General features: G+C 48.5%; 11 protein-coding genes and 1 pseudogene. 1 reads left to right on the forward strand and 11 read right to left on the reverse strand.

Annotated features, from left to right (window positions below):
* Positions 1-475, reverse strand: a 475-nt coding sequence (locus AAB523_00005) for a hypothetical protein (GenBank protein MEK7555656.1), incomplete at its 3' end; no start/stop codon positions are given.
* A gap of 45 nt (positions 476-520) precedes the next feature.
* On the opposite strand from AAB523_00005, the gene AAB523_00010 reads away from it, so the two are divergent.
* Positions 521-1,216 (forward strand): class I SAM-dependent methyltransferase, encoded by a 696-nt coding sequence (locus AAB523_00010; protein ID MEK7555657.1) that lies wholly within the window; start codon positions 521-523, stop codon positions 1,214-1,216.
* 6 nt (positions 1,217-1,222) lie between these two features.
* Here the strand turns inward: AAB523_00010 and AAB523_00015 are convergent, their stop codons facing one another.
* From AAB523_00015 to rsmI, 10 genes and pseudogenes are all read right to left on the reverse strand, one after another.
* On the reverse strand, positions 1,223-2,335 hold the full coding sequence (locus AAB523_00015) for a glycosyltransferase family 4 protein (protein ID MEK7555658.1): 1,113 nt from the start codon (positions 2,333-2,335) through the stop codon (positions 1,223-1,225).
* Positions 2,332-3,447, reverse strand: a complete 1,116-nt coding sequence (locus AAB523_00020) for a glycosyltransferase family 4 protein (protein MEK7555659.1) — start codon at positions 3,445-3,447, stop codon at positions 2,332-2,334. The genes AAB523_00015 and AAB523_00020 overlap by 4 nt, the downstream gene beginning before the upstream one ends.
* 41 nt (positions 3,448-3,488) lie before the next feature.
* A complete protein-coding gene (locus AAB523_00025) occupies positions 3,489-4,046 on the reverse strand; it encodes a hypothetical protein (GenBank protein ID MEK7555660.1) in 558 nt (185 codons plus the stop codon).
* Positions 4,047-4,140: 94 nt separating this feature from the next.
* Positions 4,141-5,352, reverse strand: coding sequence for a glycosyltransferase family 4 protein (locus AAB523_00030; protein ID MEK7555661.1), 1,212 nt, complete (start codon positions 5,350-5,352; stop codon positions 4,141-4,143).
* Between the two features lie 590 nt (positions 5,353-5,942).
* Positions 5,943-6,803 (reverse strand): annotated as a pseudogene (locus AAB523_00035) (NAD-dependent epimerase/dehydratase family protein).
* A gap of 92 nt (positions 6,804-6,895) precedes the next feature.
* Positions 6,896-8,368, reverse strand: a complete 1,473-nt coding sequence (locus AAB523_00040) for a PKD domain-containing protein (GenBank protein MEK7555662.1) — start codon at positions 8,366-8,368, stop codon at positions 6,896-6,898.
* A 12-nt stretch (positions 8,369-8,380) separates the two neighbouring features.
* Positions 8,381-10,207 carry a type IV secretory system conjugative DNA transfer family protein gene (locus AAB523_00045; protein MEK7555663.1) on the reverse strand — a complete coding sequence of 609 codons (1,827 nt, stop codon included), beginning with the start codon at positions 10,205-10,207 and terminating at the stop codon, positions 8,381-8,383.
* A 98-nt stretch (positions 10,208-10,305) separates the two neighbouring features.
* The gene (locus tag AAB523_00050) at positions 10,306-11,499 is read right to left on the reverse strand and encodes a putative glycoside hydrolase (protein ID MEK7555664.1); all 1,194 of its coding nucleotides are present in this window, start codon (positions 11,497-11,499) and stop codon (positions 10,306-10,308) included.
* A gap of 12 nt (positions 11,500-11,511) precedes the next feature.
* The gene (locus tag AAB523_00055) at positions 11,512-11,796 is read right to left on the reverse strand and encodes a hypothetical protein (GenBank protein MEK7555665.1); all 285 of its coding nucleotides are present in this window, start codon (positions 11,794-11,796) and stop codon (positions 11,512-11,514) included.
* Positions 11,797-11,927: 131 nt separating this feature from the next.
* Positions 11,928-12,611, reverse strand: a complete 684-nt coding sequence (rsmI, locus tag AAB523_00060) for a 16S rRNA (cytidine(1402)-2'-O)-methyltransferase (GenBank protein ID MEK7555666.1) — start codon at positions 12,609-12,611, stop codon at positions 11,928-11,930.
* Between the last annotated feature and the right edge of the window lie 402 nt (positions 12,612-13,013).

Here is a 13,013-nt window from a genome sequence, read left to right on the forward strand (position 1 = left end):
CCGCAAGCGCGCGAAGTCTCTGATAGGTCTGCTCGTACGGGTCAAATTTATTGCGTAGTGCCCGCGCCGCCGCCGGCTCTTTTGATAAGTAGCTTTTCGGCATGTTTTTCTCCGTGGGACAGTAAATACATTTCCCCGGACAGGCGTATGGCTTGGTGAGAAGCGAGACAACCGCAACACCGGAATTGCTCCTTGTTTTTATTTTTTTCAAGAGCAGTTCAACATGGGGCACGGGCGTCTGTTCGCCGGCAATCACCATCTCTTTATAGAGGGCGAGCATCTCCGCGTTGGTCGGGGTTTTCTTTGTCCCAATGCCCATAAATGCGCTCTGTTTGATCCACGCGGTCGTTTTATCGTTTTGCGAATACAGACCCCTCCTGATGCGTATAATACGCGAATAGAGCGTGCTGTCGTTGACGGCACTCCTTTTGAGCTTCTCTATTGCTTCTTCTGTTGTAATATCGTTAAATAGCATAGGGGACACCGAGTAAAACTCCTTACATATCTTTAAATCATACACGTGAAAGCGGATTACGCAAAGCAACTCCATAAAGAATTAAGTGGCGCATACGATGCGATAGCAGAGGACTTTTCGCGTACCCGGAGCGCGTGGTGGGAAGAATTGAAATTCGTCTCCTCATACGTACGCGCGAGAGACTTAGTGCTTGATATCGGATGCGGAAACGGCAGGCTCTTTGAAGAATTGCGCGATAAAAAAATAACCTATACGGGTATTGATTCTTCAAAAAAACTCATTGAGTTAGCGAGAGAACGATATACGCCGAGTGCCACGTTCCTGCAAGCCGATGCTCTCCTCCTCCCTTTCGGCAATGAGAGTTTTAATGTCGCGTTCTCGTTTGCCGTCCTTCATCATATTCCTTCGGCAAAACTACGCCGGCAATTCATGTCTGAAACATATCGAGTGCTTGCAAAAGATGGCGTTGTCGTTTTGAGCGTATGGAACCTGTGGCACAAAAAATACCTCGGTATCATTGCCGGGCACGCGGTAAAGAAACTGCTCGGCCGCTCTCCTCTTGATATGAAAGATATATTTCTCAAATTTGGCGACAAAGAACGCGCACGCTTTCTTCACGCGTTCACCCTCCGTGAGTTTGAAAAACTGGCACTGGCCGCGGGGTTTACGATAGAGAAAAGCATCCTCGTGAAAAGAAGAAGTGGGCAATCCAATTTCCTTCTCGTGTGCCGAAAAAGCTAAAAAATTTTAGGAACAGTTCTGCCAGCCCTGTACGTATTTTTCAATATATTGTTCATTTGATCTGACTGGCATCTGCTCTGTCGCCATGGCCGTCGCTTGCTCTAGACGCTCACGCAGGCCCTTGTTTTCAATCACCCGACGGATACTCTGCGTGATGCATGTTTCGTCACCTACGGCGCAGACGAGCGCGTTCTCCGCATTAATAGTGTCGCCCACCACCCCAACGTCAGTGGTCACGATGGCGCGTCCGGCAGATGCCGCTTCAATGAGTGTCATTCCGTATCCTTCATAATTTGAAGTAAGCAGAAAGAGGTCTGCGGTTTTGTAATACGAAATAAGGTCTGTCTGCCAACCATCAAAAATGATGTTCCCTTGCAGATTGAGACTCGTGGCAAGCGTGCCGAGCGTATGCAACTCCCTCCCTTCACCGATAACAATGAGTCCCGTTTTGGGATATTTTTTCACCACTTTTTGAAAAGCGCGGAGCGCGAGAGCGATATTTTTTTCTTTCGTCAGTCGGGAAGCCATAAGAACGATAAAATCAAATTGCGGGTATCGCAGACGGAGATCAATGTGCGCCGATGCGTCGCGTACACGTTTGGTATCCACAAATATGGGAAGTACTGTTATTTTTGTGACTGGCAGGCCCAGAGAAATTGCGAGTGAGTTTTTGATGCGTTCCGATACTACCCGAACGCAGGATGCGCGAGGAAGCAAGAATCGCGCTACCCGAACGCGCAGAACATTGAGTACTGACTCCTTAGCAAAGAATGGGCTCAAAAAATCCGTATGCACCTGCAACTGCAATTTCGCTTGGAGTTTCTTTGCGATACGCCACGCGGAGAAACCTGCCTCAAACGGATCCTGTGCGGTTACGAGATCAATATCTTCAAGTGTTCTGCCGATACGGTACGCATCGCGAATATAATGCCATTTACTTTTGGAGTTGGTGGGATAAACCGATATATTTCGTCCCGGATTTTTGTTTTCAAAACCCGATTGAGTGAACACAATGATATGAAGCTCCTCTACGAGCGCCCCGTACTCGATCATCCTCCGCTCTACCGGAGAACCACCCTCAAATATTTTCCTATCCGATGATATTATGATGACTTTCATATTTGTGACATGAGAGTGCGAACGGTTTCAGTAAGCATGCGCTCTTTCGTGAATTGCATTACTTTCTTCTGCGCGTTACGCGCAAGCGCTCGGCCATCAATATGCCCCCGTAATATTTCTCGAATTGCGCTTTCAAGCTCCGCCTTGTTGTTGTAGCTGACAAGGATTCCTTCCACACCCGTTTCAATGAGCTCCGGGTTGCCGCCCACATCAGTAGCAATAATAGGCGTTTCTGTACTCATCACTTCAAGAAGCTGATGGGAAAACCCCTCATAGCCGGTGTTTAGCACAAACACATCCGCTGCTTTTATATACCGAAAGAGCGTTTCTTGAGGTAACGCGCCGAGCATACGCACATGACCTCCAAGGTTGTGTTTCTTGATAAGCGTTTCAAGCGTCCCGCAAAGAGGGCCTTCGCCTGCGATAAAAAGTGACGCGTCGGGAAATTCTTCAAGGATGCCCGGCATGATTTCAATAAGCGCCGCAAATCCTTTCCATGGAACCAAGCGTCCGGCTGAGAAAATTGCGTGATTGGAAATATCCAAAAGAGCGCGGATCTCGTCCTTCTCTTCTTTGGTATGCGTTACGGTGTCAAACGCATTATATATGACAGAAATTTTTTTTTCCGTAATTCCCCATGCCGTCACAATACGCTTGAGATACGCGCTCGGAACAATGATGTGTTTCGCGCGTCTCGCCACCATTCGCTGGGTGGAGCGTAAAAGAAGAACGAACGGATGACGCGCGGGTTTTACAACAAAGTCATCAAGAGTGTCTGTAATGCCAAATCGCTGTGTTCCCTGCTCCCACGCGTAGTCGCCTACGATCTTAACCACGAGTGGTTTCCGCAGCAATAATGAAACAAGGGTCGCCGGAAACCCAACAGAAACCGGATCAAGAGCAAGAAAAAGATCAGCCGACCTCCCTGCCCGCAATACCTTAAAAAAGTATACAATATGGCGCACAAGCGGGAGCAAGTGTCGCACTTCACCAAAGGAAAGCACCTCTACTTCAATGCCTCGCTTGGGGAGCTCGTCCTTCAAAAGCTTGCTGTAAGTGGCAGGCCCTCCGATATCGGGCGGATAGAGGCCTGTGGCTATGAGAATACGCATAGCCACATCATACAGAAGATAGCACAAGAAAAAAAGGGGCGTTACCGCCCCTTGTTGCTTCTTTCCATTATTTTCTTAAATCCGTAGTTTCTCGTAAAATGTCCCACCGCGAGACGCTCCGGAAACATCTTTTCGTAAGGAATCCTCAGATTGAAAAATGAATTTTCCTTGAAATCATGTCCCAAAAAAATGGCCGGCGTCCACACATCTTCCCCTGTTGCTATCGTCGCTATGTCACCATCGCAAGACTTTGAAAAAACACGGATACTCTCATCTCTTATGACATTGATCATCTTGTGCTCTTTGAATACCACGCTTATCATTCCATCGGACGATATCACCAGATATTCAGCGAGTTCAAGCGGCTTAAAATAAGCATCTGCGAACGCGTCAAAGAAAATTTCCAAAAACTCTCCGGGTATACCGTCCTCCGCGTCAACACTCCAAAGATGAATGAGTGGCTGGTGGGCGCCGGACGGACGCACCAGCGGTTCATTGGTCAATGCTTCCGCCATTCGAAAGATCTCTTTGTTTAACTCTTCAGATAAAAAGATCGCGCCGGTTATCTCGCCGACAATGAGCTTTCTTTTCGCAGTCATAATTCCCCCTTTTTTCTCAAAGAAAATACCCTATCACCCTACGTTCATATTACAAAAAAACATGCTCGCGTCAAGCATCTAGAAATGAGCCGTTTTATTTCTCAAATAACGATCCGAATACCTTCTCGCGCATATTCTTCGCTATTAAGTTCCAATCGTATTTTTCGCGCACCATGCGCGCGGCCTGCGGGACCATATTTCGCAGAAGCTCTGTGTCTTCCAGGGCACGTTTGAGCCCGCGCGCGAGGTCTTTAGGATCGCTTGCGTTCACCGCAATACCAGTCGGTTTTTTGTCTTTATTTCGATCGGGGTCAAATAAGAAATCGGCAAGGCCCCCCTCTTGGGTTGCCACAACGGGGATCTCGGCGGCCATCGCCTCCACGAATGAAATGCCAAATCCTTCCGAACGCGAGGGGCGCGTAAAGACATCCGATATTTTCAGATACTTCGGCATTTCCTTGTGATCCACCTGCCCCAAAAACATGACGCGATCGGACACACCATTTTCTTTTGCCAGGTCTTTCAGCGCAGTTTCATCCGGCCCGATTCCCAATATCAAGAACTTCACTTGTTTTGGTAAGTAAGAGAGCGCCACAATCACATCATCAACGGCATTCTTGTGCACAAGCCGCGAGGTCGTGATGATATATTTCTCGTCCGGTTTCTTGCCGAGTTTTCGCTTAAGGGCGTCCAATTCTTCTTTGGGATACTTTTGTGAAAAATGCGCCGTGTCCACGGCATTTGGCACGACTTTAATACTCCCTTTGTATCCCATACCGCGCGCCCAATTCGCAAGAAAAGTTGAAATGGGCTGGATACAATCGGCTTTAGTAAATCCGCGTACAAAAAGCGGCCAGAGCGGGAGCATCTTCTTTTTGATGTATGGGATAGAGTCACCTTCTTGAAGCGTAAGCAGGTACGGAACCTTTGGATTCCATGTTTTGAAAAGTCCCGCGGGAACTCCTGTTCCATGCGCCATCATTGCCCACACGGCGTCATATTGATATTTTTTGTGCAGACGGTGCGCTTCCCATGCGGCAGAGAACTGGAAAATTATCTTATTCAAATAGAGTGGAAGCTTCCCGAGATCCGCCATTGAAGGACGATCTTTTGTAAATCCGATACGATGCACAAGCACATTGCCGATCTTCTCCACCTTTGGCAACGTAGAATCAAAGCGAAGCGTTACCATGTGAAATTCAATATCCTCGGGTGTAATGCGGTCAGTGATCTCTTTGATCGCCACCTCGGCTCCGCCAATATGGTGAGGATAGTACGCGAGAGAAAAAATGAGAATTTTTTTCATACGTCCTTTTGTTTTCTCAGTAATACCGAGTACGCGAAGCGAATTTGACTTGCGAATACATCCCCCGCACCAAGTGATTTACGCGCGCGCATGCGTGATTCAAGCGAAACGAGCTTCTTTTCCTGTTCGCGGCCAGAGGCATACACCTGGTCGGTCCGCGAAAGTACGAAGCGCAAAAATAGGCGCTCATACCAGGAAAGGGTCTGATCGGCAAGGGTAATGAGGAGCGGCACGAGTTTGCGGCGCCGTACAGCAAGTGCCGGTAACGCACCATAACTTGCCATCAGAGACCAAGCAAAAAGGTACTTATGCTTCTCCGCAAGTTCAAACGCTTTGTGACGCCCCAAAAACGGTAAAAGATACTTGTCAAAACGATTCCCGAATCCTACACGATAGACCGTCCCATTTGAAATATGGGAGGGTTTCCCAATCGCGTCTTTTGTGTGCGCGGCAGTAATAATATCAAACTGCATGCCAGGCATCTGCTCCATCAGTGTAGCGAGCGCGTTCTCCGCAGGGCCGGAAATGGGGTGGAATGTGGTTGTAAAGACAAGTACGCGTTTCTCCGAAGCAGGAGATGGTTTTGTTCTTGCAATAAACTCGACGATATCATCCCGCAACGATCTTCTCGGAGCCCACCCGAGCGCGCGAGTCTTGGAAGAATCAATGGCTGCTTCCATACGATTGCCTTGTCGCTCTGGCAACATCACAACATCATCACCAAATAGTTTCGCAAGCTCAAGAATAGTGAGCTTTTCCTCACCACCGATGCCATATCCATCACCGCTTCCATTCTCCCCCACCAACACGAGCGCGTCTACGATATCATCAACGTGCGTGAAAATACGCGCCTGGTTCCCGGGGAAAACGACCGATCGCGGTAATCCGCGCGCATATTGTTCTTTAAAGATTGCGACAACGGTACCGAAATCGTTCGATCGTTCCCGCGGACCATACACGTTATAAAAATAAGTAATTGCGTACTTAAGACCAAACCACTCACCATAGTTTTTCACCAGATCAGTCATACTTGCCTTGCTCCACGCATACGGGCTCTGGTCACGGCCAAGGCCTTTGTCGCCGAACTTAGTTGAACTACCGGCATAGATAAGCTTTGCTCCGCGACGGCGGGCAAATTCAAGTACTGCAAACGTTCCAAATTGATTTAAATCCCATACCCGTTCAATATCCTCAAAACTTTTTTCCACGCGCGAATATTCGCCTAAATGGTACACGATATCAACCTGCTCGGGAATTTGACGCTCAATATCCTTTGTGTGTCCTTCACGGTATTCCACTCCCGCCACATGATTTTCGCGCGAACCGGTAAAGTAGTTATCGAGCGCAACGACCGTATGTCCATCTTTCACAAGCCGCTCGCACAGATGCGAACCGATGAAGCCCGCGCCGCCGGTAACGAGGATGGTCTTCTTTGTCGCCGTATTTTGCATATGGCAACTATACCGTATTCCAGACACAAAAAAAAGCGGCCGGTTGCCGGCCGCTAAAGCATCCAGATGGGAGTTATCTAGACACTGGGAGCTTAATCCAAAATCGTGATCTCGTTCGCGCTGATCAAGCCTTCTGTGGTTTCTTCTTTGCGTCTGATGAATATAACTCCCGCGACCCCCGTAAAGGTTACACCGAAAAGCGCCAGAAGCCACTTGGTAAGCGAGGATTCCTGTGTTGCCTCCAGAGGCATCAAAGCTCCCGCGGTAAGCGCGAGAGGAGTGTCGGACGCTTCCTCATAGGAGCCGAGTTCTTGTTCAGCTCGCGCACTTCCGTTCTCTTTCGTTGCTTGAGGATAAGAGGCGGAAACAACAGGCAGAGAAGCAGATTGCGTGCTCACACGTTCCTCGACGCTCTTTGCGACTGGTGACGCATCAATGGCTTCTGTTCCGTAGCGGTACGCCAATTCGCCATTCGGATATAGAAGCGCCACATCACTCCCGCTTGTCGAGGGAAGCCCCGTTACCGAAGCGACAAAACGGATAGGCGATTCGGGAGGAATAAACGTGTTTTTCGGTATCGTAAAGTAATGTTCTCCCGCGGAGAGACGCCACCATGAAATATCCAGTTCTGTTTGAGATGTGTTGGAAAGCTCAATAAAAGGATTTGTACCAACTCCAACAGCACTGATGCTGATGGATGCGGGGATCACGCGCACGCGCGCTCTGTCGGATGCGGAAAATTTACCCGATGCGATATCAAGCACTACGATATATTCCCCCGGGTATGAATAATGATGCAAAACGTTTTGTCCCTCTTTTGTGCCTCCATCACCGAAGCTCCAAATAAAGCGCGCGTTCGGGAGCGGCTTTTTTTCTATGCCGAGTGCTTGCCCTTCAAATAGCACATCCGCTCCCGCCTGAACTGTCTTGTCAGAACCCGCGTTCGCGTATATCTGCGGCTCCACGGGGAATCCGGAAGAAACATTGTTTGAGTTTGTGTTAGAAGTATTTGTGGTGGAAGTTTCCTGTTCTGAAGTGCTGTCGATTGCTGTCGGTGAGACAACATTTATTGCTCGCGGTGTTGGTGCGGCGGTAATCCATACGCTCCCACTCCGCCCCGCAGTTTCTTTGGTACTTTTATTTCCTTTCACTTCTCCCCCGCCGATTTTCCATCCATCACTTCCATCAACCCGATCTTTTTCATTTCCGTTTCCATCAAGAAGTACGAGTATAGCACCTGAGTCGAGAAATCCGCCGAACGGATTGATAAGATCGGCAGGCACATCCGGAACCGTGTTATCGTCGGTACGCTCAATGAGATAGTAGCCATTCCCTGCAATGCTTCCAGAGAGCGCAATATCTTTTTTCCCCTCAATGCGAAGTATCCATCCGGTAAGGTCAATAGAGCTCCCAGTGTTTGCGAGCTCAGCCCACTCATTTGACGCGGAATCATTCGTCCCCATCCACGCAATTTCATTGATGACCACTTGCGCTCCTGCGAAAAAAGGCGTGCTGAACACCGTGACACATAAAAGAAAGAAATAGGACAGATGTCTCTTCAACATGTTCGTACGTTTTTACTCAAGAATTTTTTTAAGCGCTTCTTCCGGGATTTCTTTGATGCTTCCGTTGTGCGTACCACTTTCCTGCTTCGTGTGCGCAGAGGCGGGAGTGGGTGTCAGTGGCAGAGTAGGTTTTTCTCTCTTTTCTGTTTTTGCTTCTTGTTTTGCCTCTTGCTGTTCTTTTGCCTGCTGTTCTTTAAGGATACCGGCAAGCGCCTCGCGTAATTGATTCTTGTTCTCGGAGGGTGCCTCGGTGCGACGCGGTGCGTACCCCTGCCTCCTGTCCGTCCTCTGCGTCTCAAGCACTGCGGGAGTAGGAGGAGGCGTTTGTTCTTTTATGGCCTCGGGTCTTTTGAATTCTGGTGCGTGCTCCTTGGGTGGAAACTGTCTTCTTGGGTCGGGGACATGTTTCCTCTCCGCCACGGCAGGCCTGTCTGCTGTGGCAGGCTTCTCCCGCTCCTCTTCTCTCCTCCCTCTCCCGACATTGCCTTCTTTACCTGCCGAAACGATACTGGGCGCGGCATCTTTCTTTTCTTTCTCCTTGGGTATTCCCTCTTCGTTTATTCGCTCCCTGATTATCTTTTCCACTTCCGTGCGCGGACGAGCATACAGTCTCCGTGACGACTCGATCACCTTGTCGCGAGAAGACACCGGAGGGAGTGCGATGGGAGGAAGCGTCATTGCGGAAAACGGTTTTGAACTCACTCCGTCAATCATGAGCTTGAGGTAGACTTGCGCAAAACCCAAATTTACGACATCTTCCGCCATAAAGGTCGGCGCGAACTCTTTTTCAAATATGTCCGCGTCAAACGACCCGACACGAAACACGATCATCGTCCCGACGTTACCAAATACGGCGCTCCGCACCTCCTCTTCCATCTGCTCAATGTATTGGTGCGCGATGGTCAGATTGAGCTTGTATTTTCGCGCCTCAGACAAAATATCCGCAAACGATTTGTTGGCAAACGATTGAAATTCATCCACGAAAAAATAGAAATTCGGCTTCGCGGCAAGTTCATGGTTTGAGAGATCGGCGCGGGACATCGCGGCGAGATAGATCTTTGTGATGAGCATGCTTCCGAGCAAATTGGTATTACTCTCCCCGATGCGCCCCTTGGAGAGGTTCATGATGAAGATCTTCTTGTTGTCCATGATATCGCGGATATCAAACGAGGATTTCGGCTGGCCAATGATATCTCTGATGAGAGGGTTGGAAACGAATTGCCCCACTTTGTTCTGGATTGCCGGCGTCGCCTCTTGCGCGTAGCGATCGGAATATTTTGCAAACTCATCAACCCAGAATGATTTGATGGACGGGTCGGTAATGTTATCCACCACTTTCTTTCTGAATTCCTTGTTCACGAGCATCTTGTTGATATCAAGGAGCGTAGAACCGGGATATTCAAGAAGCGCAAAAAGCGTATTGCTCAAAATATATGCCATGCGGGCGCTCCATGCGTCCGCCCATATCTTCTCAAATGCGCTCATGAGACCGGAAACCACAAGGTGGCGCTTGTCATAACCCACGTCCTCCATCACGTTGAAAGAAATGGGGTGCTCCATATCAAACGGCGCGAAATAGACCACATCCTTGATGCGGTGTTCAGGGATATAATCAAGTAATTTTTCCGCCGTTCCGCCGTGCGGGTCAATAAACGCGATGCCGTTGCCGTTTTGGATATCCTGCACCGCCATATTCTCAAGGAGTGTAGACTTTCCCATACCCGTCTTACCAATGGTGTAGACATGGCGCGTCCGGTCCGATGCCTTAATGCCAAACTTCTCTTTCTTGTTACGAAAATCGGTTTCGGCAAAATAGGTGATTGGGTTCTTTTCGTCCATATATAGGTAGAGTATATCGTATATGGTATTAAAGAAAAAGCAACGCGTTAAGCGTTGCTTTTCATTTCCACAAAACTCCGGCGAAAGTATTACGTTTTCTATTCTTTATCAAGAGCGCCGACGGTATAGCGGTTGGAAGGATCCCAGATCATCCAGGAAGTAAGGCCCGCGTCATACACCGCCTTTTTTTGCGCCTGTATTTCCGGAATATCGTAATTGCCCCCATAATCAAAGTCTTGGATCCATGGGCGCAGTTTGTCAGGACTTGAGCTTGCCGCAATAAGCCGCTCCACTCCCTTGTCCATGGAAAATTTTATTATTTCGTACGGATACTTATTGGGGTTGTCGTACCCGTTGAAGTTCTTGGGGTAATGAGAGGGGTACACCATGGGAGCGATAAAATCAAAATAGGGCGCCGCGCGCTCAAGTACTTGTCCGATGTTCAAATCGTCCTTGTTGGTCATGGTCATGCCGAACAGATCGGCCGAAAGCACCACGCCTGTCGGGGAAAGTTTTCGGTGGAGATAGACGAAAAAATCTTCAAGCGCGGATGCTTTGCCGGCAATAGGGTCCTCAAGAATCCGTTTTTCGCTCAAGGGATAATAAATATCCCTCATGTTCCCATCCGAAGGAAAACGAATGTAATCAAAGTTGAGCTCGTCAAAACCAACCGCGTATGATTCTTCTCCGAGAGCTACGATATAATCCCAAAATTCTTTGGCGCTCACATCAACAAAAGAAAGTCCCTTATAATCTTTCCACACGGTTTTATCACTTTCCTTTTGGACCGCCAGTTCGGGGTATTTTTTTGCAAAAACCGGATCTTGGAAAACCGAAATGCGCCCGATCACGTAAATATTTTTATCATGGAGGTAACCGATAAATTCCTTGATATCGGGAATGCGACGCTCGGAGGCGCCGACCTCTCGCAAGAGCGGGTCTTGTACCTCAAAAGCGATTTGGCCGCTGTAATCCTTGATATCAATAACAATGGCGTTCACTTCCGTATCGTCCACAATGCCCACAAGCCTCTCGCGCAGATCTTTTGTCCCCCCCACCCAACTGGTCATGTAAATTGCTTTGACCGCTTTCGGTGTAGGAATATGAGTTACGACAAAGAGGGGTTCCGGTTCCGGCAAGGAGGCGTCAATTGCTTCTTCCGCGCCGGTAAGAGCGGCTGCCGGCGCGGTTTCGTACTCCAAAGAAAAAAGCGGCGCGCTAAAATATGTCAAAGAAAATAACGCCGCTACAAATATCCCCGCAATTAAAAATTTTCCTTTATTCTGTCTCATCGGCAATTGAGATTAATGTGCTTTCGTGTTTTCTGCGCTTATGGTGTCTTCCGTCTGATCTGTCCCTCTTGTGTGGTAAAACTTATGCTCGTTGTCAACAAACGCATCCGTTTCACTTGGCGCGGATGAAAAATTCCGGTCATCTTGTTTTGCGCGCCTTCCCAAGAGAAAGCTTACAAGAACGACCGTGATGCCAAGGAGTGTGATGCCTGCATCTTTCACGCCGCCGGGGAAACCCAAAAAAGGCATAATGGCGACCATGAAACCCATAACCATGAGAAATTGTGTTTTTGTCATAATAAAATAAATAACGGTTCTTTTAAAAAGATGATCTTAATTTCAACCATTATACTCTATAACACGCGATAGCCGAAATCCACACGCCGGAAACGCAGCGCGAATGGCACCTGACCCTTTCCTCTCAGGCGCTACTTGCCTGAAACCATGACCACAAACTCTCCCCTCACCTTGTCCGGATTCTTGGTAAAATAAATTTCGAGCTCAAGAGCAGAACCTGAAAGAAACTGCTCATATATTTTGGTGAGTTCTCGTGCTAAAACGATCTGGCGGTCATTACCAACATGCAAAGACAATGACGCAAGCGATTTTACAATGCGATGGGGAGATTCGTAGAACACCACGGTTTTTTTTGAGTCCGCTATCTCTTTAAAGAGCGTTTCTCTTCCCTTTTTGTGCGGCAGAAAACCCAAGAACACGAATTCCGAAGCGGGAAAACCGCTCGCGGAAAGCGCGGCGATGACCGCAGAGGGACCCGGTATCGGAACGATTGACACGTGCTCGCCGAAATGCTTTTTTACCTGCGACACCAAAAGCACGCCGGGGTCTGAGATAGTCGGTGTCCCCGCGTCCGAAACCAGCGCGAGATTCTTCCCTTCTTCCAAGAGTCCGAAGATTTTGTCTACCTTGGACAGTTTGCTGTGCGCGTGGTAGCTCATGGTCGGCGTTTCAATCTCGTATTTTTGCAAGAGTTTTTTGGTCACTCGCGTGTCTTCACACAAGATGAGATCCGCCTCTTTGAGCGCGCGAATCGCCCGAAGCGTGATATCTTCCAGATTCCCTATCGGTGTCGCCACAATGTAAAGTGTTGGCATATGCGTCATTATGTCTTACGATTCAACTTTATATTAAATGCACTGTGCACAATCCAGGACCTGCCTGCCGGCAAGCAGGCTCGAATCTTACAGATTCCGTACACCTTTTGGATATATTGTTCGCACTTTGTGCTCCAATCTATCTCAAAAGATCTTGCGACGCTCCTAATGTCGTAGCTCAACCTGGGACCTCGTCATTATAAATGGCAGTGAGATGTCAAATGACTATGTTCTTCGTTGTGTACTGTGTGCGCATGCCAGGACTCGAACCTGGGACCTCGTCATTATCAGGAGAATGTGATTTTATGAGCATTCTCCGCTCTAACAGATTCAGTACATTGTGCGCATGCCAGGACTCGAACCTGGGACCTCGTCATTATCAGTGACGCGCTCTAACCACCT

The organism is Patescibacteria group bacterium, from assembly GCA_038063375.1.
Classification (GTDB): Bacteria; Patescibacteriota; Minisyncoccia; order Phycocordibacterales; family JANLHH01; genus JANLHH01.

Excerpts from the sequence above, each read along its gene's own strand:
- AAB523_00020 (MEK7555659.1), bottom strand. The coding sequence starts at position 3,447 with ATGCGTATTCTCATAGCCACAGGCCTCTATCCGCCCGATATCGGAGGG.
- AAB523_00015 (MEK7555658.1), bottom strand. The coding sequence starts at position 2,335 with ATGAAAGTCATCATAATATCATCGGATAGGAAAATATTTGAGGGTGGT.
- AAB523_00025 (MEK7555660.1), bottom strand. The coding sequence starts at position 4,046 with ATGACTGCGAAAAGAAAGCTCATTGTCGGCGAGATAACCGGCGCGATC.
- rsmI (MEK7555666.1), bottom strand. The coding sequence starts at position 12,611 with ATGCCAACACTTTACATTGTGGCGACACCGATAGGGAATCTGGAAGAT.
- AAB523_00040 (MEK7555662.1), bottom strand. The coding sequence starts at position 8,368 with ATGTTGAAGAGACATCTGTCCTATTTCTTTCTTTTATGTGTCACGGTG.
- AAB523_00030 (MEK7555661.1), bottom strand. The coding sequence starts at position 5,352 with ATGAAAAAAATTCTCATTTTTTCTCTCGCGTACTATCCTCACCATATT.
- AAB523_00050 (MEK7555664.1), bottom strand. The coding sequence starts at position 11,499 with ATGAGACAGAATAAAGGAAAATTTTTAATTGCGGGGATATTTGTAGCG.
- AAB523_00045 (MEK7555663.1), bottom strand. The coding sequence starts at position 10,207 with ATGGACGAAAAGAACCCAATCACCTATTTTGCCGAAACCGATTTTCGT.
- AAB523_00055 (MEK7555665.1), bottom strand. The coding sequence starts at position 11,796 with ATGACAAAAACACAATTTCTCATGGTTATGGGTTTCATGGTCGCCATT.